A 25,182-nucleotide genomic window follows, 5' to 3' on the forward strand; every position below is an offset into this window, starting at 1 on the left:
ATCGCCCAGCGGATCTCCTCACCCGCGGAAATAGAAGGGGATGGTGATGTTCGGCTCTATTTCGGCTACCGTCGAAAGGTCCGCGCTCCACCGACCTCGACGAGGCCCGCCATCTCCCGCACCGCACGCACCTCCCGCCCCGCCGACCGGCGCCCGCGGAACGCGACCGCGCCGCGCCTGCGGATGGCCGCGACCATCGCCGCCTCGGCCCTCCTGCTCGGCCTCGGCGTCCCGTCCGCGCAGGCCGCGGAGGAGTACCCCACCTGGTCCGAGGTGCAGGCCGCGCGCTCGAGCGAGCAGGCCACCGCCGACCAGGTCACGCGCATCACCTCCCTCATCTCCGGCCTCTCCGCCGAGGTCGAGGCCGCCACGGCCCTCGCCCTCCAGCGCGCCGACGAGCACGCCGCCGCGGTGGACGCGCTCGACGAGGCCACCGGCGAGCTCCAGGCCCTCGAGTCCAAGGCCGAGCGGGCGCAGGCCGACGCGGACGAGGCGAAGCGCCAGGTCGGCCAGCTCGTGGCGCAGCTCGCGCGCAGCGGCGGAGGCGGCGACGTCTCGCTCCGCCTCTTCACGAGCGGCGGCGAGGACGCGGACGCCCTCCTCGCCCGCATGGGCACGGCCACCAAGCTCGCCGACCGGCAGGACACCGCGTTCACCGCCGCCGTCACCTCGGCCCGCACGGCCGCGTCCCTCGGCAAGCAGGCGTCCGTCGCGAAGGAGGCGCTCGCCGTCCTCGCCGCCGACGCCGAGGCCAAGCTGCAGGAGGCGTCCGCGGCGCAGTCCCGCGCGGATCAGGCGCTCGCCGAGCAGGAGGCCCGCAGCTCGGAGCTCCAGGCGCAGCTCACCACGCTCCGCGACTCCCGCATCTCCGTCGAGGAGGGCTTCGCTATCGGCGAGCGGAAGCGCCAGGAGGAGGCGGCCGCCGAGGCCCGCCGCCAGGCCGACGCGCGTGCCGCGGCCGCAGCTGCCGCCGCCGCCGCGAACGCCGCCGCGCGTCCGCCGGCCAACGCGCCCCGCCCGCCGTCGTCGGGCGGCCAGCCCTCGTCGTCCGGCTGGACGATGCCCATCCGCAGCTACGGCTTCTACCAGTCCTACGGCATGCGCCTGCACCCCATCGCGAAGGTCTGGCGCCTGCACGCGGGCGACGACTTCGGGACCGGGTGCGGGACGCCCATCTACGCGGCGGCCGCCGGCACGGTGCAGTTCGCGGGCGGATCCAGCGGCTTCGGCAACGCGATCACCCTGAACCACGGCGGCGGCGTCACGAGCGTGTACGGCCACATGTACTCGTACGGCGTGATGGTGCGCACGGGCCAGACCGTGCAGGCGGGGCAGCAGATCGGCGCCGTCGGCAGCGCGGGGTACAGCACCGGCTGCCACCTCCACTTCGAGATCCGGCAGGGCGGCGTCGCGACCTCTCCCATGCCCTTCCTCCGCAACCGCGGCGTCTGACGCGCCGACTCCGCGGGGCGCGTCGATGACCGGAGGCTGCGACGCATGACGGGGCGCATCCGACGCGTCGCGCAGGCCGTGGCCCGGCCGGCGATCTTCGTGCAGTACGTCGCCCTGCGCACGGGCCTCCAGGGGTCGGTATTCCCGCGTGACGCGGAGTCCGGCGTCGTGCCGGGCGACTCCCCGCACCGCGTGCTGGTCATCGGGGAGGCGACGGCCGTCGGCATGGGCGTCCTCTCGCACGAGCTCGGCATGGCCGGCCACTTCTCTCGGCAGCTCGCGCGTCGCACGGGCCGCGGCGTCGAGTGGGCGACGCGCCCATTCTCCGACCTCACGATCCACACCGCCGCCGGCACCGTCCGCGACCGGCCGCTCCTCGCGGGCGTCGACGTCGTGCTGCTCATGGTCGGCGCCGGCGACAGCATCCGCCTCACGCCGCAGCGCACGTGGCGGAGGCTGCTCTGCACGGCCATCGACGACCTGATGCGCGGGCTGCCGGAGGGCGCGCGCGTGCTCATCCCCGAGGTGCCGCCGCTCAACGCGAGCGTCGGCATCCCCTCGCCGTGGCGCGCGGTCGCCGCCCGTCACGCGCGGCTGCTCAACCGCGTGACGGCCGAGATCGTCGCGTCCCGCGCCTCCGTGGACGCCGTGCCGTTCCCGGGGGAGAGCGTGATGGCGCTGGGGGATCCGGACGCAGCCCAGGCGTCCCGCGTCTACGCGGAGTGGTCGCGCGCCGGCGTCCGGCGGATGCTCGAGCCGCCCCGTGCCGCCGAGGCGTGACCTGCGCTTGAACGTTCCCTGTGCATTCCTCGGGTGCCGGATACCCGGTCGGGCCCGGGCGTAGCGTCTGAGACGTGCCCGCGCCGGTGTCCACATCGACGCCCGGGCTCTCGGATCGCACGACGATCCGACCCCACGCACCGAATCCGAACGAGGAGAAGCAATGCCCCGAGTAATCGAGACCGTCGACGTCAACGTCCCCGTCAGCACCGCCTACAACCAGTGGACCCAGTTCGAGTCGTTCCCGAACTTCCTCAGCTACGTGGAGTCGATCACGCAGGTCACCGACACGCTCACCGAGTGGAAGGTCAAGATCGGCGGCATCGAGCGCACGTTCGAGGCCAACATCACCGAGCAGCACCCCGACGAGCGCGTCGCCTGGAACTCCACGGGCGGCGACGAGGACCACGCCGGCGTCGTCACGTTCCACAAGCTCAGCGACACCGAGACCCGCGTCACCGTCCAGCTGGACTGGGAGGCGAAGGGCCTCGTGGAGAAGGTCGGCGCGGCGATCGGCGTGGACGACCACGTCATCAAGGCCGACCTCAAGAACTTCAAGGAGTTCATCGAGAAGCGCGGCTCCGAGGACGGCGCCTGGCGCGGGGACGTCCAGGCCTGATCATGGACACCTCCGAGATCGTCTGGAACCAGGAAGCGCGCGACAAGATCCTCACCGACAGCGACCGCGTGCTCCAGGAGGCCGTGCTCACCGCGGCGAAGGAGCTCGAGGGCGAGGACTGGGAGACCGTGTACCAGCGCCTCTTCGAGCAGCTCAAGGGCCGGTTCATCGACTTCGAGCCGGGGCCGGACCTCCGCAAGTACGCCGAGGCCGTCTCCCGCGGGGAGATCCAGGGCTGACGCGAGCGTCACCAGCACGACCGGGAGGGCCCGGCATCTGCGAGGGTGCCGGGCCCTCTCCGCGTGGTCCGGGCCATCCCCCTGCGGACGCGCCCGGGGCGCCGCGAGCCTGACGAGGGCCTGGGAGAAGGATCGGCCGCGGAATGCCGACCCGGGCGGATCGGGTTGCCCCAGCGCGGTCCGCACGGGCCGCTGGCCCCGCCTCCCTCCCCGACGCGATCCGTCGCGGTGCGCGCCGGCCACCCGCGAGACGAAGGATCTCCCACGTGAAGCTGTTCTCCCCCGTCGCCCTCGGCGCCCTCGAGCTCCCCAACCGCGTCGCCATGGCGCCCCTGACCCGCATGCGCTCCGACGAGCACGGCGTGCCCGGCGACATCGTCGTCGAGTACTACCGCCAGCGCGCGTCCACCGGCCTGATCGTCTCCGAGGGCGTGTTCACGAGCGAGCGCAGCAAGGCGTACCCGGGCCAGCCCGGCATCGTCACGGACGAGCAGATCGCCGGCTGGCGTCGGGTCACCGACGCGGTGCACGAGGCCGGCGGCCGCATCGTCATGCAGCTCATGCACGGCGGCCGCGTCTCGCACGAGGAGATCACGGGCGGCCTGCCGCTGCTCGCGCCGAGCGCCATCGCAATCCAGGGCGAGGTGCACACGCCCACCGGCAAGGCTCCGTACCCCGTGCCGAGCGAGCCGGAGACCGACGAGGTCCCGCTCATCGTCGACGAGCTGACGGTCGCCGCGCGCAACGCGGTCGACGCCGGGTTCGACGGCGTCGAGATCCACTCGGCCAACGGCTACCTGCTGCACGAGTTCCTCTCGCCCGTCTCGAACGTCCGCACGGACGCGTACGGCGGATCGCCCGAGAACCGCGCGAAGCTCGGCATCGACGTGGCGCACGCGGTCTCGCGCGAGATCGGCGCCGAGCGCGTCGGCATCCGCATCTCGCCGTCGCACAACATCCAGGACGTCCTCGAGGAGGACGCCGACGAGACCCGTGCCACCTACGAGGCGCTGCTGTCCGGCATCGCGCCGCTCGGCCTGGCCTACGTGAGCATCCTGCACGCGGAGCCCGCGGGCGAGCTCGTGCAGGGCCTCCGGAAGACGTTCGGCGGCCCGCTCATGATCAACAGCGGCTTCGGCGTGCAGACCGAGCGCGACGAGGCGCTCCAGCTGGTCGAGGAGGGCACGGCCGACGTCGTGGCCGTCGGCCGCATGGTCATCGCCAACCCCGACCTCGTCGAGCGCTGGGAGCAGGGGCTCGAGACGAACGAGCCGAACCCGGCCACGTTCTACGGCCCCGGCGCCGTGGGCTACACGGACTACCCGGCGCTCGCGAGCTGATCCGCATCGCCTGACCGGCTGCGGCCGGCACCGCCCGAGGCCGGGCTCACTCCGACGGGGCGAGCCCGGCCTCGTGCACGAGCACGGCGACCTGCACGCGGCCCTCGACGCCGAGCTTGTCCAGCACGTGGCCCACGTGGGTCTTCACGGTCGCGATGCCGAGGTGGAGGTCGGCGGCGATGCGCGCGTTCGACCAGCCGCGCGCGATGGCGAGCGCGACCTCCTGCTCGCGCTCCGTGAGCGTCGCGAAGCGCTCCCGCTCGGCCGTGCGGTCCGCGCGGTCGCGTTGCGCCGCCACGCCGATCACGGTGTCGAGCACGGACGGCGAGAGGATCGACCGACCCGCCGCCACCTGCCGCACCGCCTGGACGAGCTCCACCGGCGGGGTGTCCTTGAGCAGGAAGCCGCGGGCGCCCGCCCGGAGCGCCCCCAGCACGAGCTCGTCGGCGTCGAAGGTCGTGAGGACGATGACCGGCAGGTCGGGGCGGCGGGCGACCTCGCGGGCGGTCGCGGTGATCCCGTCGCAGACCGGCATGCGGATGTCCATCAGCACGACGTCGGGCGCGGTGCGCGCGATCACTGCGCCGGCCACGAGCCCGTCGGCCGCCTCGCCCACCACCTCGAGCCCGTGCCCGCCGCCCAGCAGCATCGCGAGGCCCGCGCGGACGAGCGCGTCGTCGTCGACGATCACGACGCGGATCGGCGGGCCGCCCGCGGGCACGACGCCCGGCAGATCCGTGCCCGCCGCCCGCGGGTCCGGGGTGCTCACTCCGTCCACGGGAGCACCGCCTCGACGACGTGCTGGCCGTCGCGTCGGGCGACGTCGAGCGTGCCGCCCACGGCGTGGGCGCGCTCGGCGATCCCGGCGAGGCCGTGGCCGCCGGTCGGGACGGGACCCTCGGGGGCGGGGTTCTGCACGACGATGCGCAGGCGTCCGCCGGCCCGCCCTCCGAGCGACACCTCGACCGGCACGCCCGGTGCATGCCGCCGCGCGTTCGTCAGGCACTCCTGGATGGCGCGGTAGGCGTGCCGGGAGGTCGTCGCGGACAGCCGAGGCAGGTCGTCCCGGGTGCCGGGGTCGACGTCCGCGTGCACCTCGACGCCGAGGGCGCGGGCCTCGTCCAGGAGCGCGGGGAGGTCGGCGAGCGTCGGCTGCGGGGGCACCACGGCGGGCGCTCCCGACGGATCGCGCAGCACCCCCAGCACGCCGCGCAGCTCGGTGAGCGCCGTGCGGGCGTTGTCGCGCACCACGCCCGCGGTGGCCCGGACCTCGGACGCGTCGAGGTCGTCGCGGTACTCCAGCGCGCCCGCGTGCAGGGCGACGAGGGAGAGCCGGTGCGCGAGCACGTCGTGCATCTCCCGCGCGATCCGGGTGCGCTCGTGGTCCGCCGCCTGCGCGGATCGGAGGACCTGCTCCTCCTCCGCGAGCCGGGCGCGCTCCCGGAGCGACGCCAGCAGCTCGCGGCGGCCGCCGACGTAGAGCCCGAGGAGGATGAGGAGACCGAGCACCACGAGGATCAGCGCGGCCGTGAGCGGCAGCTCCTCCGGCGTCACCGGCAGGTAGGAGAGGCCGGCGAGCTCCCACGTGCCGACGGCCGCGATCCAGACGGCGGCGGCGACGGCGATCTCCTTCGGCCGGCGGCGGATCGCGAGCGACACGAGCGCGACGGCCGAGGCGAGGAGCCCGAGGCTCGACACCGCCGCGACGATCCCGAGCGTGACGGCGACCGCGAGGGGCGCCCGGCGGCGCAGCGGGAGGATCGCGATGCCGAGGAGCCCGGCGGCCGCGTCGAGCAGGAGGAGCAGCTCGATCCGGATCCCGGTGGCACCTGCCTCGTCCACGAGCGTCAGCATGGCGCCGAACGAGAGCGTGCCGACCACGAGCGACAGCAGCACAAGCGCCGCCTCCCGTCCGATGGCGCGGGCGCGGCGGGCGGGCCCGATGCGGGGGACGAGCGTGGAGGAGGGCATGCCCCGACCCTACGGAGCGCGGTGCGCCCGCCGGATCGACCGGAAGGGGGAGATGAGCGGGCCGGTCAGCGCGTGGTGCGGGCCGCGCGACGCTCCGCGCGGGAGGCGCGCCAGCGGCGCCAGGCGTCCCAGAAGCGATGGAGCTGGCGCTTGAGGAAGACGTTCACGCGGTGGGCCGCGGGGAACTCGGTGCCGAGCACGGCGATCCCGAGGAAGACGATGAGCCAGCCGGGTCCGGGCAGCGGGATGAGCACGATGCCGACGAGGACGATGGCGATGCCGAGGAGTCCCACGAGGATCCGGTAGAGCCAGCGGGCCTTGGGGTGCAGCTCGATCCAGGCCCGGCAGCGACGAAGGAACCGCCGGAGCGGATGCGCGTGGCTGGAGCCCGCCTCGTACTCGCGGGTCAGTGTGTCGGACATGGGTTCACGCTACGGGCGGGGCCTGGGAAGCGTCTCCCTCATCCGGGGAATCCGCAGGATGGCGTGACGACCAGGGGCCGTGCGCCGTCGTCGGCGGCGGGGCGTCAGGGCGCGGCCGGCGCCGTGATCCGCCGGGCCGCCTCGACGACGGCCGCGCGGTCCGCGGCGCGCGCCCGGGGCGAGTCCGCGTGCATCGCCGGGTACGGGGACTGCACCCACGCCTGCGCGAGCGCGAACAGCATCGTGAGGAGGCGCTGCGGATCCCACGACGGGTCGATGTGCCCCTCCTCCTGCCCGCGGCGCACAGCCTGCACCTTGGCCGACGGCGACGTCGCGCTGTGCGGCACGTCGAGCTCCAGCCCGTCGAGCCGCGCCCACGCCAGCATGCGGCGGTGCTGCGGGTGCTCGTACGCGTGGTCGAAGAGCTGGCCGACGAAGCCGGGAAGGTCGGCGGGATCCAGCGTCACGGCGGAGAAGAACTCGACGCCGTTGAGCTTCAGCACGGCGTGGAACAGCGACTCCTTGTCGGTGAAGTGCGCGTACAGCCGCTCCTTGCTCGCGCGGCCCGAGCGGGCGATGCGGTCGACCCGTGCGCCCGCCAGCCCGTGGGCGGCGAACTCCTCGCGCGCGGCCAGGAGGATGCGGTGCCGGACGTCGTCCTGCTTCTCGTCGGTAGGTCGGGCGGACCCCGTCGTCTCTGCCATGTGAACAGCGTATGTCAAACGAACCGGTTCGTTTGACTCCGTCCACGACGTCGCCCTAGATTGGACCGTCCTCGCCCGCCCGGGCGCCGCACGACCATCCAGGAGCACCAGATCTCGCACGCACGCACCCCTGAGGACGCACCGCCGTCCACGTCCTCCGCATCGCTCGCCAGCCCCGCCGCGCCCGCCGGCCCCGCCGCTCCGGCCGCGCCGTCCGCCCGCAGCAAGTGGATCCTCCTCGCCGTCGTCGCCCTCGCCCAGCTGATGGTCGTGCTCGACGGCACCATCGTGAACATCGCCCTGCCCGCCGCCCAGCGCGACCTGGGCATGACCGACGCCGACCGCACCTGGGTCGTCACCGTCTACGCGCTCGCGTTCGGGTCGCTCCTCCTGCTCGGCGGCCGCATCGCCGACTACTGGGGCCGCAAGCGCTCCTTCCTCCTCGGCATGGTCGGCTTCGCGGCGGCCAGCGCCATCGGCGGGTTCGCCGTCTCGAGCGAGATGCTCCTCATCGCGCGCGGCCTGCAGGGCGTCTTCGCGGCGCTCCTCGCGCCCGCCGCGCTCGCGCTGCTGTCGGTGACGTTCCCGTCCGGCCCCGACCGCGTCAAGGCGTTCGCGGTCTACGGCACCATCGCCGGATCCGGCGCGGCCGTCGGCCTGCTGCTCGGCGGCGTGCTCACCGAGTACCTCAGCTGGCACTGGTGCCTGCTCGTCAACGTGCCGATCGCGATCGTCGCGATCGTCGCCGGCATCCCGCTCGTGAAGGAGAGCCGCGCCGACGGCGACCGCAGCTACGACGTGCCCGGCGCGCTCCTCGTCACCCTCGGCCTCGCATCCATCGTCTACGGCTTCTCCCGCGCGGAGAACGGCTGGGGCGAGCCCGACACCATCGGCTTCCTCGCGCTCGGCGTGGGGATCATGGTCGCGTTCGTCTGGTGGGAGTCGCGGGCGCGCAACCCGCTGCTGCCGCTCCGCGTGGTGGCCGACCGCACCCGCGGCGGCGCGTACCTCACCTCCGTGATGGTGGGCGCGGCGCTGCTCGGCGGGCTGCTCTACCTCACGCTGCACTTCCAGATCGTGCTCGGCATGTCGCCGCTGATCTCGGGCCTCGCGTCGCTGCCGATGGCCGCGACCATCATGCTCACGGCACCGCAGGTCGCGCGGCTCCTGCCGCGGGTCGGCCCGCGCGTCCTCATGACGATCGGCCCGCTCCTCGCGGCGGCGGGGCTGCTGTGGTTCAGCCGCATCACGGTCGACGGCGCGTACGTCGTGCAGGTGCTGCCCGGCCAGATCCTCCTCGGCATCGGGCTCGCGTTCGTGTTCGTGCCCATGCAGAACGTCGCGCTCTCCGGCATCGAGCCGCGGGACGCGGGCGTCGCGGGCGCGGCGCTCACCGGCACGCAGCAGATCGGCGGATCCATCGGCACGGCCGTCTTCACCGCCCTGTTCGCCTCGGCGGTCACCGCGTCGGTCACCGACGGCGTCGCGAACCCGCTGCAGCAGCAGGTCGATGGGTACCACGTCGTGTTCCTCGCGGCGGCCATCGGCGTGGCGCTCGCGTCGCCCATCGCCTTCTCCATGGTGCGCGTGCCGCTCTCGCGCTTCCGCGAGGGCGCGTCGACCGAGGCCGTCAGCATGCACTGATCCCGTCCCGGGTCACGACGACGCCCCTCCCGCACGGACCCTCATGGTCGGGCGGGAGGGGCGTCGTCGTGCGTGCGCCGGGTCAGGCGGCCGGCGACCAGCCGAGGGCCGGGCCGAGGCGCTCCGCGATGTCGGTGAGGATCTGCTCGAGGTCGGCCTCCCCGAACGTGAACGGCAGGGCGAACGCGACCTCGTCGACCGCCTGGAACGCGGGGTCGGCGTGAAGGGTCGCGGCGATCTCCTCGGACGTGCCGACCAGATCCGCCGCGAAGAGCATCTTCCGCGGTCCCATCGGCACGCCCACCCGGTGCGCGCGGGAGGCGGCGTACGCCTCGTACCGGGCGACCTGCTCGGGCGTCGCGCGGTCGGTGGGGATCACGACGAGGCCCTGCGAGACGCGCGCCGCCGCGCCCGCCGGATGGGCGGCGCGGTAGGCGTCGATCTGCGCCCGCTGGTTCGCGCCGAAGTCGTTCCCGAGCTCGCCCTGGATCACGCTGGAGGTGAGCAGGTGGAAGCCGTTCTCGCCCGCCCAGACCGCGGACCGCGTGCTCGCGGCGCCGTACCAGATCCGCTCGGCGAGCCCGGCGGCGTGCGGCTGCACGGTGGATGCGTACTCCTCCTGGCCCTCGCGCGCGGCGGCGTCGCTGACGGTGTCGCCGCGCACCAGGTCGCGGAAGCGGAGGAGGCGGTCGTAGCCGAGGTCCTCGAGGTCGGCGGTCGCCGGGTAGATCGCGTCGCGGTACGTCTCGAACCGCATGGGCGTCCCCACCGAGAAGCCCGGCTGCACGCGGCCGCCGGTGAGGAGGTCCACCGTCGCGAGGTCCTCGGCGAGGCGGAACGGGTTCTCCGCGCCGATCGGCGTGACGGCCGTGCCGAGCTGGATGCGGCTCGTGCGCTGCGATGCCGCGGCCATTACGGCGACGGGGGAGGAGATCCCGTGCTGCAGGTGGCGGTGCCGCAGCCACGCGCTGTCGAAGCCGAGCTCCTCGCCGCGCTCGATGACGCGGAGCGTGGTCTCGTGCCCGGCCGCGGGATCCCCCGGGTCGAACGTGCCGATGGTGAGGAAGCCGAGGCGCGAGAGCGGGGTACCGGATGCGGGCATGGATCGAGGGTAGGCGGCCCGGGATCCTGGCGGCGAGCGGAGTCCGCAGCGGGCGGTCGTCGGGTCGTCGGCGCGCGGCGGGGGATCAGGCGGACGCGGGCGACCAGCCGAGCGCCGGGCCGAGGTGCTCCGCGACGTCGGTGAGGATCCGCGCGAGGTCGCCCGCGGGCAGCCCGGCCGGGAGCGCGATGGCGAGCTCGTCGGCGGCCTGCATCGCGGGATGCGCGCGGAGCGCGGCGGCGAGCTCGTCGGACGGGCCCACGAGGTCCGGGGCGCGGACCATGCTCGACGCGGCCCCGGCTCCCTCCGCCTGGTCCGCCCGCGCGGCCCGCTCGGCGCGCGCCGCCGCGTCGGCCGCGTACCTGGCCCGCTGCTCAGCCGTCGCGCCGTCGGTGGGGACCACGACGAGCGCCAGCGTGACGTGCGCGGCCTCCGGGCTGGGGTGGGCGGCGCGGTAGGCGTCGATGAGCGCGCGCTGGTCCTCCGCGAAGCCGCGGGCGCCGGATCCGCGCTCGGTCACGTCCGACGCGAGCAGGCGGAAGCCGTGCGCGCCCGCCCAGGCCGCGGTGCGGAGCGTCGCCGCGCCGTAGCCGAGGCGGTCGGCGAGCCCGGGCGACGCCGGCTGGACGGTGGGGGTGAGGGCCTCGTCGTCGTCGGATCCGTCGGGCTGGTCGTCAGCGCCCGGCACCCTTCCGCCGCGCAGCAGCTCGCGGAAGCGCAGCAGCCGCTCCCGGCCCGGCTCCTCGAGCTCGGCGGTGAGCGGGTGCACCGCCCGGTCGACGGCCGCGACGCGCTTCGGGCTGCCGACCGAGAGTCCGGGGCGGAGGCGTCCGCTGGAGAGGAGGTCGACGGTCGCGAGGTCCTCGGCGAGGCGCAGCGGGTTCTCCGCGCGGACGGGGATCGACGCGGTGCCGAGCGCGATGCGACGCGTGCGCTGGGACGCGGCCGCGAGCATCGCGACGGGGGACGAGATCGCGTTCCGGAGATGGTCCGGACGGAGCCATGCGGTGTCGAGGCCGAGCGCGTCGCCGAGCTCGACGAGCCGGAGCGCGTCCTCGAGGCCGGTCGCGGGGTCGGCCGGGTCGAACGGGCCGGTGGTGAGGAAGCCGAGGCGCTTCAGCGCGGATCCGGGTGCGGGCATGCGACGAGGGTAGGCGGTGCGGATCCGGGCCGGCTCAGGGGATGAGGACGATCGACCCCGTCGTGCGCCGCGCCTCGAGGTCCTCGTGGGCGCGCGCCGCGTCGGCGAGCGGGTACGTCGCGCCGACGCGCACGTCGAGGGATCCGTCGAGCACGGCGGCGAACAGCTCGCCCGCGCGCCAACGCCGCTCCTCGGCGTCGAGCAGGAAGTGGGCGAGCGTCGGCCGGGTGACGGACAGGGATCCGCCGGAGTTGAGCCGCTGCAGGTCGAACGGCGGGACCTGCCCGCTCGCGCCGCCGAAGAGCACGAGCGTGCCGCGGATGCGCAGCGAGTCGAGCGAGCCGTCGAACGTGTCGCGGCCGACGCCGTCGTAGACCACGTCGACGCCGCGCCCGTCCGTCAGCTCGCGGACGCGCACCGGCACGTCGTCGTAGGCGAGGACGTGCGTCGCGCCGGCCGCGTGCGAGAGCGCGGCCTTCTCCTCGGTGGAGACCGTGGTGATCACCTCGACGCCGCGGTCCCGGAGGAGCTGCGTGAGGAGGAGCCCCACGCCGCCGGCGCCCGCGTGCACGAGCGCGCGATCCCCGGGGCCGGCCGGGTACGAGCTCGTCGCGAGGTAGTGCGCGGTGAGGCCCTGCAGCGGGAGCGCGGCGGCGACCTCCATGTCCACGCCGTCGGGCACGGGCAGCAGCGTCTCGGCGCGGACGAGCGCGTGCTGCGCGTACGTCCCGGACGCCTCGGCGGTCGCGACGCGGTCGCCCACGTGCACGCCGCCCACGCCGTCGCCGAGCGCCTCGATGACGCCCGCCGCCTCGGATCCCGGGACGTACGGGTGCGCCATCGGGTAGACACCGCTGCGCCGGTAGGTGTCGATGAAGTTGACGCCCGCGGCGTGCACCCGGATCCGCACCTCGCCGGGCCCGGGATCCGGCACCGGCCCGTCCGTCAGGGTCATCACCTCGGGCCCGCCGGGCCCCTCCACCTCGATGCGCGCGCTCATGGGTCCAGCCTGCCGGAATTCCCCCGCGTCACACGCGGTTGGGCTCCCATAGGCTCGATGACGAGCAGGTGCGCGCGGCCCGGCCCCGCACCGATCAGGATCACGACGAAGGTGGAACCCATGGCAGGTCGCGTCTACGACGACATCACCCAGCTGGTCGGCGGCACGCCGCTCGTCCGGCTCAACCGGCTCACCGAGGGGCTCGACGCGACCGTGCTCGTGAAGCTCGAGTCGCACAACCCCGCGTCCAGCGTGAAGGACCGCATCGGCGTCGCGATCATCGACGCGGCCGAGGCTGCCGGCGCGCTGAAGCCCGGCGGCACGATCGTCGAGGGCACGAGCGGCAACACGGGCATCGCGCTCGCGATGGTCGGTGCGGCACGGGGGTACAAGGTCGTCCTCACGATGCCCGAGACCATGAGCGTCGAGCGCCGGCTGGTGCTGCGCGCGTACGGCGCCGAGATCGTGCTGACCCCCGGCCCCGAGGGCATGCGCGGCGCGGTCGACCGGGCGAAGCAGATCGTCGACGAGACGCCCAACGCCATCTGGGCGAAGCAGTTCGCGAACGCGGCCAACCCGCAGAAGCACCGCGAGACCACGGCCGAGGAGGTCTGGGCGGACACCGACGGCGCCGTCGACGTGTTCATCGCGGGCGTCGGCACGGGCGGCACCATCACGGGCGTCGGCCAGGTGCTCAAGGAGCGGAAGCCCGGCGTGCAGATCGTCGCGGTCGAGCCGCTCGACTCGCCCATCCTCAACGGCGGCAAGCCCGGCCCGCACAAGATCCAGGGCATCGGCGCGAACTTCGTGCCCGAGATCCTCGACACCGAGATCTACGACGAGGTCGTCGACGTCTCCCTCGAGGACTCCATCCGCGTCTCGCGCGCGCTCGCGACCGACGAGGGCATCCTCTGCGGCATCTCGTCCGGATCCATCGTCTGGGCCGCGCTCGAGATCGCGAAGCGGCCGGAGAGCAAGGGCAAGACCATCGTCGCGATCGTGTGCGACTACGGCGAGCGGTACCTCTCCACCGTGCTGTTCGACGACCTGCGCGACTAGGCGTGGGGATCGTCGCCCGCGTCATCGAGGACCTCCGGACAGCACGCGCCCACGATCCGGCCGCGCGCGGGTACCTGGAGATGGTGCTCGGCTACCCGGGCCTGCACGCCGTGTGGCTGCACCGGGTGTCGCACGCGCTGTGGCGGCGGCGTCTGCGCTTGGCAGCGCGGCTGCTCGCGCAGGCCGGGCGGGCGCTGACCGGGGTGGAGATCCACCCGGGCGCGCGCATCGGCCGGCGGCTGTTCATCGACCACGGCATGGGCGTCGTCATCGGCGCGACGGCCGAGGTCGGCGACGACGTGCTCATGTACCACGGCGTCACGCTGGGCGGGAAGAGCCTCGTGCACGGCAAGCGGCACCCGACCGTCGGCGACGGCGTGACCATCGGGGCCGGCGCGAAGCTGCTCGGGCCCATCACGGTCGGCGCGGGAAGCGTCATCGGCGCGAACGCCGTCGTCGTGAAGGACGCGCCCGCGGGATCCGTGCTCACGGGCATCCCCGCGGTCGAGACCGGGAAGCGGGCCGGGCGCGCGCCGGACGCGCACGTGGATCCGGCGTTCTTCGTCGATCCCGGGATTTACATCTGATGGCCGAGCCCGACGGGTCGGAGCCGACGCCGACCGTCGAGCCCGCGCCCACCCACGAGCACAGCACCCACGGCGTCGGACCCTGGCCCGGCGGCCCGGACGCGTGGCCCGACGAGCCGCACCTGGATCCCGAGCTGCTGGAGCGCGGCGACACCCGCAACGTGATCGACCGCTACCGGTACTGGCGCATGGACGCGATCGTCGCCGACCTCGACCAGCACCGGCACCCGTTCCACGTGGCCATCGAGAACTGGCAGCACGACATGAACATCGGGTCGATCGTGCGGAGCGCCAACGCGTTCGCGGCCGACACCGTGCACATCGTCGGTCGCCGCCGCTGGAACAAGCGCGGCGCCATGGTCACCGACCGGTACCAGCACGTCGTGCACCACGCGACCATCGCCGACCTCGTGGAGTGGGCGCGCGGCGAGGGCCTGCCCATCATCGCGATCGACAACGTCGACGGATCCGTGCTGCTCGAGACCACCCGCCTCCCCGAGCGCTGCGTGCTCGTCTTCGGCCAGGAGGGCCCGGGCCTCAGCGACGAGGCGGTGGCTGCGGCCGACATGACCGTCGCGATCTCGCAGTTCGGATCCACCCGCTCCATCAACGCGTCGGCGGCGGCCGCGGTCGTGATGCACGCGTGGGTCACGCAGCACGTGTCGTTCGGCTGACGGGCGACGCCACGCCTGGCAGGATGTCCCGGTGATGGACGACCGCGACCGCCGCCGACCCGATGTGACCGAGGTGGAGATCGTGGGCGGGCGGACGCCGCTCACGGTCGGGTTGCAGGCGCACGACCCCGCCTGGTCGGACGCCTACCGCGAGCACCGGGAGAGGATCACCGCGGCGCTGGGCGACGACGCGCTCGCCGTCGAGCACATCGGCTCCACGTCCGTCCCGGGCCTCGCCGCCAAGCCCATCGTCGACATCGTGGTCGTGGTGGCCGACATCACGGCCGAGGAGGACCACGTCGAGCGGCTCGTCGCCGCGGGATACGACCTGCGCGTCCGCGAGCCGGGGCATCGCCTTGTGAAGACGCCCGAACGGGACGTCCACGTGCACGTCTACGAGCACGGTGATCCCGCCGTCGAGGCGTACCTGCTGTTCCGCGACCGGCTGCGCTCCGACGAGTCCGACCGCGAGCTCTACGAGCGCACGAAGCGGGAGCTCATGACCCGGCGGTGGGAGTCGATGGACGCCTACGCGGACGCGAAGTCCGAGGTGATCCAGGGGATCCTGGCCCGCGCGCGCGTGGCGGCTCGCTAGCCGAACGGCCACTCCGCGTGCGTGTGCGGCACCGCGACCACCTGCACGTCGTCCTCGTAGACGATGCGGCCCGGCGTCCGGGTGCGCAGCTCCTGCCACGGCACGTCGTGCCGGTCGAGCAGAGCGAGGTAGTCCCGCGTGACCCCGAGGAGGTCGACGGCGTCGACGCGGAACCAGGCGCGCGCCCGCGGATTGAGCGTGCGGTCGTAGCAGTCGGGGATCACCGTGGACGGATCCGCGTACGCCTCGTTCATGTGCGCGTTGGAGGCCGTGATCCAGGCCATCTCCTCCTCGGACAGGCGGCCCTCGTCCCGCAGCCCGTTCGCCAGGGCGAAGACGCCGGGGAAGGTGCCGTGACGGTTGGGGGCCGCGCTCTGGAAGCGCACGAGCTCGGGCATCACGCGAGGGTAGCCCCGTGCGTGCGGCGTGGGATGGCGATGCCCCCAGGCCCGCGCTGGCCATCGGTGTCCGTCCGCCGTCGCGCCGTGGCCGCGCACCCGCAGCGCGCGGCGCGCTAGCGGAACGGCCAGTCGTCGACCGTGTGCGGCACCGCGATGACCTGCACGGGATCGGCGTAGACGATGCGGCCCGGCGTCCGGGTGCGCAGCTCCTGCCACGGCACGTCGTGCCGGTCGAGCAGGGCGAGGTAGTCGGCCGTGAAGGACAGGAGGTCGACGGCGTCGGCGAGGAACCAGGCGCGGGCGCCGGGGTTCCGCACGCGGTCGTAGCAGTCGGGGTCGACGGAGCGCGGATCCGCGTAGGCCTCGGCGGCCCGCGCGTTGGCGGCGTCCATCCACCCGCCCTCCTCCGCGGAGAGCATGCCGCTCAGGCGCAGGCCGTTCGCCAGCGCGAAGACGCCGGGGAAGGTGCCGCGGCGGTTGGGCGCGGCGCTCTGGAAGCGGACGTAGTCGGGCACGCGGCGATGCTAGGGACGGCTGCTGCGGATCCCACCTCTCGAGGGGCGGAGTGGATAGCGGGCCGCGCTGGATGGACAGCCGGGGCGCTCCGCGGACATCCGGCTGGCGCGCGCGGATGGGAGGCTGGGGCCGCCGCGGGGCCGCCCGCGCGAGACGGGAGACCCATGACCGCCGTGACCCTGATCCGCTCCGCCGCCCTCGCGGACGCCGCCGAGTACGCCTACGCCGCGACCGCGCCCGCCGACGCGCGGCTGATCTTCCTCGCGGGATCCTGCCCGCTCGACGGACGACCAGCTCGTCGAGGTCGAGGCCGTCGCGGCCGTCGTCGACTGACCGGGGGTCGGGCCGGGGATCCGAGCGCGGTCGCGGCCGTCGTGGACTGACGGGGGAGCCTCAGAAGTCGCGTCCCGTGTCACCGGGCGCACGGGATCCCAGCCGGGTCAGGTGCACGCGGCGGCGCAGCCGGATGAGCGGACGGATCATCAGCTGGACGCTGCCGACCAGGAACAGCCACGTCCCCGCCGTGGTGGTCGACTCGGAGAAGAAGAGGACGCTGCCGACCACGAACCACGCGGCCACCATGATGTCGTTGACGATGCTCGCGACCTCGTACTTGCGGCGGATGACGAGCTCCTCGTGCCCGATCGTGAACGTGAGGGAGCGGCTGTCGTCGGGATCCTCGTGCGGCGTCATGCTCCGATCCGATCATGGACGCGGCGCCGGGCGTCCTGTCGCGACGGCACCCGGACGGCGGACGACGGCATGGTGCTCCGCCTCACAGCGCGGACGCGCGCCAGGCGTCCACCGCGGCCAGCAGCTCGGCGCGGCGGTCGTCGGGGAGGAAGGACGCCTCGAAGGAGTTGCGCGCGAGGAGCGCCAGCGCGTCGTCGTCGAACGCATGAGCCTGGCGCAGCTGCCGGAGGTTCTCGCCCAGGTAGCCGCCGAAGTACGCGGGATCGTCGCTGTTGACGGTCGCGAGCACGCCGCGCGCGAGGAGCTCGGGCAGCGCGTGCTCGTCGAGCGACTCGTTGACCCCGAGGCGCACGTTGGAGAGCGGGCAGACGGTCAGCGGGATCCGCTCGGCGACGAGGCGGTCGACGAGCGCGGGATCCTCGAGGCAGCGCACCCCGTGGTCCACCCGCTCCACGCGCAGCAGGTCGAGCGCCTCGTGGATGTAGGCCGGCGGGCCCTCCTCGCCGGCGTGCGCGACCGCGTGCAGGCCCAGCTCGCGGGCCCGCCCGAAGACGTCGACGAACAGGGACGGCGGGTAGCCGACCTCGGCCGAGTCGAGCCCGACGGCGAGGATCTCGTGCGCGCGGCCGGCGACCGACTCGAGGGTCGCCATCGCCTCGTCCACCGGCCGGTCGCGGAGGAAGCTGAGGATCAGGCCGCCCGAGATGCCGTGGCGCACGCGCGCGTCGCGGAGGGCGTCGAGCAGGCCGTCGAGGACGTCGTCGACGGGCACGCCGCGCATCGTGTGCGCCTGCGGGTCGAACGACATCTCGACGTGCCGGATCCCGTCGGCCGCCGCCCGCTCGAGGTACGCGGCGGCGAGGTCGTGGAAGTCGCGGCGCGTGCGGAGGACGGCCGTGCACGCGTAGTAGAGGTCGAGGAACGACTGCAGGTCGGTGAACGCGTAGCGCGAGCGGAGGTCCTCGATGCCCTGGTACGGCAGCTCGACGCCGTTGCGCTCGGCGAGCTCGAACACCAGCTCGGGCTCGAGGGTCCCCTCGACGTGCAGGTGCAGCTCGGCGGTGGGCGGGAGGGTGGAGATCATCCGTCCACGGTAACGGGCGGGTGCGGGGCGACCGGCGGGTCGGCCGCTCGACGGGCGGCCGCTCGTAGGCTCGGGGGATGGAGGCGTTCGAGGTCACGGTGCTCGGGGAGCGGTGGCGCATCGCCGAGCGCGAGCCCGGGGGAGCGACCCCGACCTACGACCTCGACTGGCTGGACGGGCCGGCGGACGGCACGTACGGGTTCACGGTCGGGGGAGCGCCGCGCACGCCCGAGCAGCTGATCGCCGAGGCGACCGCGTTCGTGGAGGGCTTCTCCGAGCCGGGCGGGATCGGCGAGGACTTCGCGGGCTTCGTCCCGGCCCGCTTCCGCGACGCGGGCTGAGCTCGAGGGGCGGCCGGGGCCCGCGACGCGTCTGCGAGCATGGCCGCATGGATCCCGACGCCGAGCCCGACCTCGTCCCCGAGCTGCTGGTCACCGACCTCGCCGCGAGCCTCGCGTTCTGGCGCGACCTCTGCGGCTTCGCCGTCCAGTACGACAGGCCCGCCGAGGGCTTCGCGTACATCGCCCGGGGCGGGGCGCACCTCATGCTCGAGCAGACCGGCATCATCCGGAACTGGGTGACGGGCCCGCTGGAGCGGCCGTTCGGGCGGGGGATCAACTTCCAGATCGCCGTCGAGGACGCCGACGTCGTGGCGGAGGCGCTCGCCGCGGCGGGCGTCGCGCTCTTCCTCGAGCCGGAGACCACCTGGTACCGGATCGGCGACGAGGAGGCCGGGGTCCGGCAGTTCCTCGTGCAGGATCCCGACGGGTACCTCGTGCGGTTCCAGTCGTCGATCGGGCAGCGGCCGGCGGAGGATCCCGCGGCCGGCTGACGCGGGCGGCGCCCGGAGCGGCGTCCGCAGCGGCAGCCGGCGCGAGCGGCCGGGAACTCATCCCTCCGGTCGAGCCGCGCGGAGGATCCACCGGCCACGCTGGGAGCATGCCCTCCGACGCGACCGTGATCCACCGGGACGAGCCCGCCACCCCGAGCCGCGACCGGGTCTCGCCCGCGGCCGTCCCCCGGGACGCGTCATCGCTCGGCCCGCGTGCGATCGTCCTGATCCACGCGGCGCTGCTGATCGTCACCGTCGTCGTGTTCGGCACGGTGCTCCTCGGGCTCCTGCTCATCCCCGGCGCCCGCGCGGCATTCGTCCCGGTGATGGCGGCGGCGCTGCTCGTGCACCCGGCGTCGATGCTCCTGACGCTGCACGTCGGTCTCCGCCGGGCGGGGAGCGGATGGCGCGCGATCGGGCTGAGGCGGCCCACCGTCCGGATGCTGCACCTGCTCTGGCAGGTCCCGACGATCCTGGTCCTGCTCCTCCTGGTCCAGGGGCTCGCCCTGCTCCTGACCGGGGATCCCACGACCGAGGGGCGGGCGGTCGACACGCTCGTCGGGGACACAGCACCCGTCGTCGTCGTCGTCGTCCTCATCGGCGTCGTGCTCCTCGCCCCGCTCTGGGAGGAGGTCGTCTTCCGCGGCCTCGTCCACGGCGGGCTCCGCCGACGCCTCGGCCCGGTGATGGCGTCCCTGCTCGGCGCCGCGATCTTCGCGGCGTGCCACGGGGTGCCCGTGCTGCTGCCGTACATGCTGATGCTGGGCCTGTCGCTCGCATACCTGCGCGAGTTCCACCGCACCCTGTGGGCGCCGCTGTGCATGCACGTCGTCGTGAACGGACTGGCGACGGGAGTCGCGCTGGCCGCCGTCCAGGCGTGATCCCCGAGGGCGCCGTCCGCTCCGGGCGGCCGGGCCTAGGCCGTCGGCTCGCCCGTCGGGCCGGACGGGGCGTCGTCGCCCACGCCGCTCGCGGGCTCGCCCTCCCAGGACTCGAGGGTCCAGTCGCGGCCGGATCCCTCGAGCACCACGACGCCGGTGTTCTCCAGGGCGTGGTCGGCGACGAAGGCCGCGTCGAGTCCGCGGGCCCGCATCCCCGCCCAGCAGCGGATGGCGGCGCCGTGGCTGACGAGCGCGACCGTTCCGTGGCCCGAGTCCTCCGCCTCCGCGACAACGGCGTCGAACCGCGCCGCGAACTCGCGCCCCGTCTCCCCGCCCGCCAGGCGCAGCTCGTCCTCGCCGGCGACCCACCGGATCATCGTCTCCAGGTACTCCACGACCGCCGCCCGGTCGCCGCGCATCTCCAGCCCACCCGCGGCGATCTCGCGGATGCCTGCGCGCTCGACGGGAGCGAGGCCGAGAGCCCGGGCGAGCGGCGCGGCCGTCTCGTGGGTGCGGACCATGGTCGAGACGTGGAGGGCGCCGATCGCCTCGCCGCGCAGCGTCTCCGGCAGTCGCGCCGCCTGCGCGCGCCCGAGGTCCGTGAGCCCGGGGCCGGGGATGCGGGTGTCGAGGACTCCCGCCACGTTGGAGCTGGTCTGGCCGTGGGCGGATCAGGATCAGGCGCATGCCCCGACGGTAGCGCGGAGCCCATGTGCACTCAGCCCGGGTCGCACGGGTCCGACACGGGAGGATGGCCCGTGCGCGCCCTCCACCCCATCACCCCGGCCCAGCTGCCGGACGTCCTGCTCCGTGTCGCGCTCGCGCGACCCGTCCACCTCTGGGGGGCGCCGGGCATCGGGAAGTCGACCATGGTCGAGGCGTTCGCGCGGGACCTCGGCATGGACTGCGTCACGCTCATGGCGACGCAGCTCGCGCCCGAGGACGTCGCGGGCGTGCCCCAGCTGATCACGCGCGAGGACGGCGTGACCTTCTCCCGGTTCGCCCCTCCCGAGATGCTCGTGCGCACGGAGCCCTTCGTGCTCTTCCTCGACGAGCTGAACGGCGCGCGGCCCGAGGTGCAGAAGTCGCTGTACTCGCTGGTCCTCACCGGCCGCGTCGGGGATCACCGGCTCCCCGCCGGCAGCGTCGTGATCGCGGCGGGCAACCGGGCGACCGACCAGGCGGCGATCAAGCCCATGCCGGCACCCCTCGTCAACCGATTCGTGCACGTGCACCTGCGCTCGTCGGTGGACGACTGGCTGGCCTGGGCCGTCGACGCGCAGATCCACCCGGCGGTGGTGGAGTACATCACCCAGCGGCCCGACCACCTCCACGTCGAGCCGCCGAAGACCGAGGAGGCGTTCTCGACGCCCCGGTCGTGGCACGCGCTCGCCGACGCGCTGACATCCTGGGGCGCGGATCCCGACGTGGACGTCGTCGCGATGCTCGCCGCGGGCTGCGTCTCGGCCTCCCACGCCGCCTCGTTCGCCGCCTGGTGCAAGATGCGCGAGCGGGCGTACGACCTCGACGCCATCATCCGCGGCGACCTGCGTTGGCCGTCCGAGGTTGCCGACCGCGACCTCCTGCACTTCCACGCCCTCTCCCTGCGCGCCCGGCTCGCGAAGGAGCTGCCCGCCGACATCCGGCACGCGTCGCCGGCCGGACGGCAGTTCGCGGTCCGCTCCAAGGACCTCCTGATCGAGCTGGCCGACATCTCGCTGGAGATCGGGCAGATCGTGGTGGCCCCCGACGACACGGGCGCGCCGGTCCTGCCGGCGTGGTTCCTGGTGGAGCTCGTGCGGGACGTGCCCCGTCTGGCGGAGAAGCGCTCGGCGTGACGCCCCGGAGGAACGCGACCGGACCGAAGGACCCGGGGCTCGCGGCGGTCATGCTCGGCTGGAGCAGCGTGCGCCTGCACCCGATGTTCTCCCACGTCGCGGAGGAGCTGGACGTGATCCGGCGCGACGGGATCCGCCCCGACGACGGGTGGGCGCAGGTGGACTCCGAGACGTGCGACATCGTCGTCGACCCCGTCCGTCGGGCCAGCCCGGAGGAGTGGGCCTGGGTCTTCGCGCACCTGGTGCTGCACCTCGGATTCGGACACCTCGAGCCGCGCCCGCCGTCCTCGTCCCGGGTGGAGGCCACGGCGGCCGACGTCGAGGTGGACCGCTTCCTCGCGTCCCTCAGGTTCGGCCGGAGCCCGTTCGCGCTGCCCGTGATCTGGCCCGTCGGATCGCCCGAGCGCCTCGTCGCCGAGTGGCGGCTCACGGGCGTCCCGGCCGGGTTCGAGACGTGCGGCACCGCGGGTGCGGCCTCGTGCGTGACGCAGGGCCGGCGTTCGTACAGCGGTCCTCCGGACTGGCGCCAGCTCTTCGCCTACGGCCTCACCGACGCGGTGTCGGCCGCCATGGACGTGGCCGGCGGTGCGCGGCTCTCGCTCAGCGACCGATCCGCGCCCCTGCCGGTGTGGGAGCGCGCCCGGCGCTGGTTCCTGTCGGCCTATCCGCTGCTCGGCGCGACCATGTCCGCGCTGACGCTGGTCGCCGACGCGGAGCTCGCCCGCGGCTGGGACATCCCCATCGCGGCGGTCGACCCGGTGGCAGGGGAGCTGTACGTGAACCCGCTCGCGGTGCTCACCGAGCGGGAGTGGCGGTTCGTCCTCGCGCACGAGTCCCTGCACGCCGCGCTCGCCCACCACACGCGCACCGGCGGTCGGGATCCCTACCTCTTCAACATCGCGACGGACTTCGTCATCAACGGCTGGCTGCTCGAGATGGGCGTGGGGGAGATGCCCGCGGGCCTCCTCCACGACCCGCTCTTCGCCGGGCAGTCGAGCGAGGAGGTGTACGACCGGATCGCGACCGACGCGCGCCGGTACCGAAAGCTCTCCACCCTGCGCGGCCGCGCGCAGCCCGACGTCCTCGACTCCGGCGGGCGGATGCCGAGCGCCGGTGCATCCGTCGACCTCGACGAGGTCCTCCGGCGGTCGCTCGGGACGGGGCTCGACCTCCACCTGGGCGAGGGTCGCGGCCGCCTGCCGTCCGCGCTGGTGTCGGAGATCCGCGCGCTGGCGCAGCCGCCGCTCCGCTGGGACGTCGAGCTCGCGCGGTGGTTCGAGGAGATGTTCCCCGCGCTGGATCCGGTGCGCACGTACGCCCGTCCCTCCCGCAGGCAGGCCGCGACGCCCGACATCCCGCGGCCCGGCTGGCTCACGCCCGAGGTGCCGACCGTCCTGCGGACCTTCGGCGTCGTGCTCGACACCTCGGGATCCATGGACGCCCGCCTGCTCGGGAAGGCGCTCGGCGCCATCGCGTCGTACGCGCGCGCCCACGACGTGCCCGCCGCCCGGGTCGTGTTCTGCGACGCCGCGGCCTACGACGCCGGCTACCTCGACGTCGACGACATCGCCGGCCGCGTGCGCGTGCGGGGTCGCGGCGGCACGGTGCTGCAGCCGGGCATCCACGCGCTCGAGCACGCCGCGGACTTCCCCGAGGACGGCCCGATCCTGATCATCACGGACGGCGCGATCGACGTGCTGCGGATCCGCCGCAGCCACGCGTTCCTGATCCCCGTGGGCGCGACCCTGCCCTTCCGCCCGAAGGGGCCCGTGTTCCGCTTCTCCTGAGCGCGGGCCGGGCTCGGGTCCCTACGGCGACGCGGGATCGTCGGCCAGCACCGGCATGAGCTCGATGACCGCCGGGTGCAGCTGGGGGCGCCTCGGCTCGCGGAGCAGCGCGACGACGGGCTCGTAGGTCATGAGGAAGGCCTGGAAGTTCACGATCCCGAACAGCGCGAGGTCGTGGTCGTCGAGCGGGTCACCGCGATGCAGCCGGATCAGGGACTCGCGGGCGCCCAGCGCGTCCACGATGATGCTCAAGTTGATCTCCCCGTCCTCGTCACCCGCGACCCACTTCCGCGGCGGGTCGTCCCACGGCCCCGGGTTGACGATCATCCGGCCCGTGCCGCTGGGCGTCACGTGAGCGCCCCCGGATCCTCGGCCGCATCCGCGGCGGCCTCCCTGGCACGCAGCCGCTTCAGCTCGGCGAAGGGGGAGAAGCCGATCCAGGCGACGGACGCGATCGCGGCGCCCATGATCATCGAGGGGATGTCCATGGCATCGACGCTACCGACGGCCCCGCCGAGGCCGCGTCCGTCGCGCGAAGGACCCTGCGGCGGTGGCGCGCGCCTACGCTGGCAGCACGCTCGGCTCCGCTCGGAGCGGTCCACCGGAAGGCCCTCCCGTGTCGCGACGCCCCGCCCTCCCGCCCGCGGCCTCGTTCGGGGTGGCGGCCGGCGTCCTCGCCCTCTCGCTCGGGGCGAGCGGGGCTCCCGCGATGCTGTACCCGGCGTTCTCGGCGCTCTGGGGCACGGGGCCGGTGGTCACCACCGCGCTGTTCGCGGTCTACCCGGTGGCGCTCGTGGTGGTCATGCTGGCGGGCGGCGGGCTGTCCGACCGCTTCGGCCGGCGGCGGCTGATGCTCGCCGGCGTCGCGGTGGTCGCGGTGGGGACGGTCCTGTTCTCGCTCGCCGACGGGCCCGCGTGGGCCTTCGCCGGCCGGATCATGCAGGGCGCGGGAGTGGGGCTCGCCATGAGCGCCGCGAGCGCCGCGCTGGTGGAGTTCGACCGGTCCGGGAACCCGACGCGGGCGAGCGCCGTGAACGCGGCCGCGACCTCGCTCGGGGCGACCGCCGCGATCCTCGTGGGCGGCTGGCTCGTGCGGAACACGGCGGATCCGACGCACCTGGCGTTCTGGATCCTCCTCGCCGCCGTGCTCGCGCTCCTCGTCGCGCTGCTGTTCCTGCCCGAGCCGGCGCGGACCGTGGCCGCGCGGCCGACCGCGGCGGTCGGTCGCCGCGCGCTGCTCGCCGTGCCGCGGGAGGGACGGCGGCCGTTCCTCGTGGGCACGGCCGCGGTGACCGTGGCGTTCGTCACCGGCGCGGTCTTCCTCGCCCTGGGCGCGCAGATCATCCGCGACGTCGTCGGCACCGCGGACGCCTTCCACGCGGCGGCGACGCTCGCGACCTGGCCGCTGGTCGTGGTGCCGACCACGCTCCTCGCGCGCCGGATCCCGACGACCGCGGCCGTGCGGATCGGAGGCCTGGTCGCCGCCGTGGGCCTCGCGCTGCTGATCGCGGCCGGCGTCGCGGACTCGCTCGCCGTGTTCCTCGCATCCGCGGTGCTCTCCGGCGTCGGCTACGGCTTCCTCATGTACGGCGGGCTCGGGCTCGTCACCGCCGCGGCGGACGACGGGCGCCGCGCGAGCACGTTCTCGACCATGTACCTCGTCGCCTACCTCGCGCAGGGCAGCGCGGCCGTCCTCGTCGGCGCCCTCGCGACGGCGACGAGCCTCGACACGGCCGTCCTCGTGGCGGTGCCGGTCATCGCGGTCCTCTGCCTCGTCACGAGCGCGACCGCCCGCGGGTCCGCCCCGCGCCCCTGATCGCG

The 25,182-nt window shown here is 74.2% G+C and carries 31 protein-coding genes; 17 read left to right on the forward strand and 14 right to left on the reverse strand.

The features are described from left to right. Positions 1-183: 183 nt before the first annotated feature. From KYT88_RS03090 to KYT88_RS03110, 5 genes are all read left to right on the forward strand, one after another. Entirely contained in the window at positions 184-1,452 is a 1,269-nt protein-coding gene (locus tag KYT88_RS03090; protein ID WP_043585187.1) for a M23 family metallopeptidase, read from the forward strand. A gap of 45 nt (positions 1,453-1,497) precedes the next feature. Then, the gene (locus KYT88_RS03095) at positions 1,498-2,232 is read left to right on the forward strand and encodes an SGNH/GDSL hydrolase family protein (RefSeq protein ID WP_043585185.1); all 735 of its coding nucleotides are present in this window, start codon (positions 1,498-1,500) and stop codon (positions 2,230-2,232) included. A 163-nt stretch (positions 2,233-2,395) separates the two neighbouring features. Beyond that, positions 2,396-2,851: an SRPBCC family protein gene (locus KYT88_RS03100; RefSeq protein WP_043585183.1), complete on the forward strand. Its 456-nt coding sequence runs from the start codon at positions 2,396-2,398 to the stop codon at positions 2,849-2,851. Between the two features lie 2 nt (positions 2,852-2,853). Continuing rightward, positions 2,854-3,090, forward strand: coding sequence for a hypothetical protein (locus tag KYT88_RS03105; RefSeq protein WP_011931861.1), 237 nt, complete (start codon positions 2,854-2,856; stop codon positions 3,088-3,090). Positions 3,091-3,356: 266 nt separating this feature from the next. Next, the gene (locus KYT88_RS03110) at positions 3,357-4,430 is read left to right on the forward strand and encodes an alkene reductase (protein ID WP_043585181.1); all 1,074 of its coding nucleotides are present in this window, start codon (positions 3,357-3,359) and stop codon (positions 4,428-4,430) included. Positions 4,431-4,476: 46 nt separating this feature from the next. Here the strand turns inward: KYT88_RS03110 and KYT88_RS03115 are convergent, their stop codons facing one another. From KYT88_RS03115 to KYT88_RS03130, 4 genes are all read right to left on the reverse strand, one after another. Next, positions 4,477-5,199 (reverse strand): response regulator, encoded by a 723-nt coding sequence (locus KYT88_RS03115; protein ID WP_370644802.1) that lies wholly within the window; start codon positions 5,197-5,199, stop codon positions 4,477-4,479. Further along, a complete protein-coding gene (locus tag KYT88_RS03120) occupies positions 5,196-6,401 on the reverse strand; it encodes a sensor histidine kinase (RefSeq protein WP_043585179.1) in 1,206 nt (401 codons plus the stop codon). The genes KYT88_RS03115 and KYT88_RS03120 overlap by 4 nt, the downstream gene beginning before the upstream one ends. Positions 6,402-6,466: 65 nt before the next feature. Further along, positions 6,467-6,823, reverse strand: coding sequence for a TIGR02611 family protein (locus KYT88_RS03125; protein WP_043585177.1), 357 nt, complete (start codon positions 6,821-6,823; stop codon positions 6,467-6,469). 104 nt (positions 6,824-6,927) lie between these two features. Then, the gene (locus KYT88_RS03130; protein WP_051629291.1) at positions 6,928-7,527 is read right to left on the reverse strand and encodes a TetR/AcrR family transcriptional regulator; all 600 of its coding nucleotides are present in this window, start codon (positions 7,525-7,527) and stop codon (positions 6,928-6,930) included. Positions 7,528-7,587: 60 nt separating this feature from the next. Here KYT88_RS03130 and KYT88_RS03135 point away from each other — a divergent pair, with 60 nt between their 5' ends. Continuing rightward, the gene (locus KYT88_RS03135; RefSeq protein WP_043585175.1) at positions 7,588-9,171 is read left to right on the forward strand and encodes an MFS transporter; all 1,584 of its coding nucleotides are present in this window, start codon (positions 7,588-7,590) and stop codon (positions 9,169-9,171) included. 82 nt (positions 9,172-9,253) lie between these two features. Here KYT88_RS03135 and KYT88_RS03140 read toward each other — a convergent pair whose 3' ends face one another. The 3 genes from KYT88_RS03140 to KYT88_RS03150 all read right to left on the reverse strand — a co-directional run bounded on the left by KYT88_RS03140 (position 9,254) and on the right by KYT88_RS03150 (position 12,414). Further along, positions 9,254-10,273, reverse strand: a complete 1,020-nt coding sequence (locus tag KYT88_RS03140) for an LLM class flavin-dependent oxidoreductase (RefSeq protein WP_043585173.1) — start codon at positions 10,271-10,273, stop codon at positions 9,254-9,256. Positions 10,274-10,358: 85 nt separating this feature from the next. Further along, positions 10,359-11,414, reverse strand: coding sequence for an LLM class flavin-dependent oxidoreductase (locus KYT88_RS03145; protein ID WP_043585171.1), 1,056 nt, complete (start codon positions 11,412-11,414; stop codon positions 10,359-10,361). Positions 11,415-11,448: 34 nt separating this feature from the next. Then, positions 11,449-12,414 (reverse strand): quinone oxidoreductase family protein, encoded by a 966-nt coding sequence (locus KYT88_RS03150; RefSeq protein WP_043585169.1) that lies wholly within the window; start codon positions 12,412-12,414, stop codon positions 11,449-11,451. 120 nt (positions 12,415-12,534) lie between these two features. Between KYT88_RS03150 and cysK the strand changes: the two genes are divergently transcribed. From cysK to KYT88_RS03170, 4 genes are read left to right on the forward strand one after another with little or no spacing between them, the layout of a single operon-like run. After that, positions 12,535-13,473, forward strand: coding sequence for a cysteine synthase A (gene cysK / locus KYT88_RS03155; protein WP_043585167.1), 939 nt, complete (start codon positions 12,535-12,537; stop codon positions 13,471-13,473). Positions 13,474-13,475: 2 nt separating this feature from the next. Next, entirely contained in the window at positions 13,476-14,060 is a 585-nt protein-coding gene (epsC, locus tag KYT88_RS03160) for a serine O-acetyltransferase EpsC (protein ID WP_043585165.1), read from the forward strand. Then, positions 14,060-14,734, forward strand: coding sequence for a TrmH family RNA methyltransferase (locus KYT88_RS03165; protein WP_043585163.1), 675 nt, complete (start codon positions 14,060-14,062; stop codon positions 14,732-14,734). The genes epsC and KYT88_RS03165 overlap by 1 nt, the downstream gene beginning before the upstream one ends. A 34-nt stretch (positions 14,735-14,768) precedes the next feature. Continuing rightward, positions 14,769-15,329 carry a GrpB family protein gene (locus KYT88_RS03170; protein ID WP_043585161.1) on the forward strand — a complete coding sequence of 187 codons (561 nt, stop codon included), beginning with the start codon at positions 14,769-14,771 and terminating at the stop codon, positions 15,327-15,329. Here KYT88_RS03170 and KYT88_RS03175 read toward each other — a convergent pair. Both KYT88_RS03175 and KYT88_RS03180 read right to left on the reverse strand, forming a co-directional pair. After that, a complete protein-coding gene (locus tag KYT88_RS03175; protein WP_043585159.1) occupies positions 15,326-15,727 on the reverse strand; it encodes a hypothetical protein in 402 nt (133 codons plus the stop codon). The two genes, KYT88_RS03170 and KYT88_RS03175, sit on opposite strands and share 4 nt — an antisense overlap. Before the next feature lie 116 nt (positions 15,728-15,843). Next, complete coding sequence (locus tag KYT88_RS03180; RefSeq protein WP_043585157.1) at positions 15,844-16,245, reverse strand: hypothetical protein; 402 nt, start codon at positions 16,243-16,245, stop codon at positions 15,844-15,846. A gap of 165 nt (positions 16,246-16,410) precedes the next feature. Between KYT88_RS03180 and KYT88_RS15965 the strand changes: the two genes are divergently transcribed. Next, entirely contained in the window at positions 16,411-16,629 is a 219-nt protein-coding gene (locus KYT88_RS15965; RefSeq protein WP_043585155.1) for a hypothetical protein, read from the forward strand. 10 nt (positions 16,630-16,639) lie between these two features. Here KYT88_RS15965 and KYT88_RS03190 read toward each other — a convergent pair whose 3' ends face one another. Together KYT88_RS03190 and KYT88_RS03195 are read right to left on the reverse strand one after the other, a co-directional pair. Continuing rightward, entirely contained in the window at positions 16,640-16,939 is a 300-nt protein-coding gene (locus KYT88_RS03190; RefSeq protein WP_043585153.1) for a YrhK family protein, read from the reverse strand. Positions 16,940-17,021: 82 nt separating this feature from the next. Continuing rightward, entirely contained in the window at positions 17,022-18,023 is a 1,002-nt protein-coding gene (locus tag KYT88_RS03195) for an adenosine deaminase (protein WP_043585151.1), read from the reverse strand. A 77-nt stretch (positions 18,024-18,100) separates the two neighbouring features. Here KYT88_RS03195 and KYT88_RS03200 point away from each other — a divergent pair, with 77 nt between their 5' ends. The 3 genes from KYT88_RS03200 (at position 18,101) to KYT88_RS03210 (ending at position 19,736) form a co-directional block, all read left to right on the forward strand. Next, on the forward strand, positions 18,101-18,364 hold the full coding sequence (locus KYT88_RS03200) for a hypothetical protein (protein ID WP_051629290.1): 264 nt from the start codon (positions 18,101-18,103) through the stop codon (positions 18,362-18,364). A gap of 47 nt (positions 18,365-18,411) precedes the next feature. Next, positions 18,412-18,855 (forward strand): bleomycin resistance protein, encoded by a 444-nt coding sequence (locus KYT88_RS03205; protein ID WP_043585149.1) that lies wholly within the window; start codon positions 18,412-18,414, stop codon positions 18,853-18,855. Positions 18,856-18,962: 107 nt separating this feature from the next. Beyond that, positions 18,963-19,736: a CPBP family intramembrane glutamic endopeptidase gene (locus KYT88_RS03210; protein ID WP_051629289.1), complete on the forward strand. Its 774-nt coding sequence runs from the start codon at positions 18,963-18,965 to the stop codon at positions 19,734-19,736. A gap of 35 nt (positions 19,737-19,771) precedes the next feature. Here the strand turns inward: KYT88_RS03210 and KYT88_RS03215 are convergent, their stop codons facing one another. Continuing rightward, on the reverse strand, positions 19,772-20,380 hold the full coding sequence (locus tag KYT88_RS03215) for a histidine phosphatase family protein (RefSeq protein WP_237583762.1): 609 nt from the start codon (positions 20,378-20,380) through the stop codon (positions 19,772-19,774). Positions 20,381-20,494: 114 nt separating this feature from the next. Between KYT88_RS03215 and KYT88_RS03220 the strand changes: the two genes are divergently transcribed. Further along, on the forward strand, positions 20,495-21,574 hold the full coding sequence (locus KYT88_RS03220) for an ATP-binding protein (RefSeq protein WP_200871144.1): 1,080 nt from the start codon (positions 20,495-20,497) through the stop codon (positions 21,572-21,574). Next, positions 21,571-23,361, forward strand: a complete 1,791-nt coding sequence (locus KYT88_RS03225; protein WP_200871143.1) for a vWA domain-containing protein — start codon at positions 21,571-21,573, stop codon at positions 23,359-23,361. The genes KYT88_RS03220 and KYT88_RS03225 overlap by 4 nt, the downstream gene beginning before the upstream one ends. Positions 23,362-23,382: 21 nt before the next feature. On the opposite strand, the gene KYT88_RS03230 is transcribed toward KYT88_RS03225, so the two are convergent. After that, the gene (locus KYT88_RS03230) at positions 23,383-23,712 is read right to left on the reverse strand and encodes a hypothetical protein (RefSeq protein ID WP_043585147.1); all 330 of its coding nucleotides are present in this window, start codon (positions 23,710-23,712) and stop codon (positions 23,383-23,385) included. Further along, positions 23,709-23,849, reverse strand: coding sequence for a hypothetical protein (locus tag KYT88_RS03235; protein ID WP_156032194.1), 141 nt, complete (start codon positions 23,847-23,849; stop codon positions 23,709-23,711). The genes KYT88_RS03230 and KYT88_RS03235 overlap by 4 nt, the downstream gene beginning before the upstream one ends. A 128-nt stretch (positions 23,850-23,977) precedes the next feature. Between KYT88_RS03235 and KYT88_RS03240 the strand changes: the two genes are divergently transcribed. Further along, a complete protein-coding gene (locus KYT88_RS03240) occupies positions 23,978-25,177 on the forward strand; it encodes an MFS transporter (RefSeq protein WP_043585145.1) in 1,200 nt (399 codons plus the stop codon). Positions 25,178-25,182 lie beyond the last annotated feature (5 nt).

It is taken from the genome of Clavibacter sp. A6099, from assembly GCF_021919125.1.
Classification (GTDB): domain Bacteria; phylum Actinomycetota; class Actinomycetes; order Actinomycetales; family Microbacteriaceae; genus Clavibacter; species Clavibacter seminis.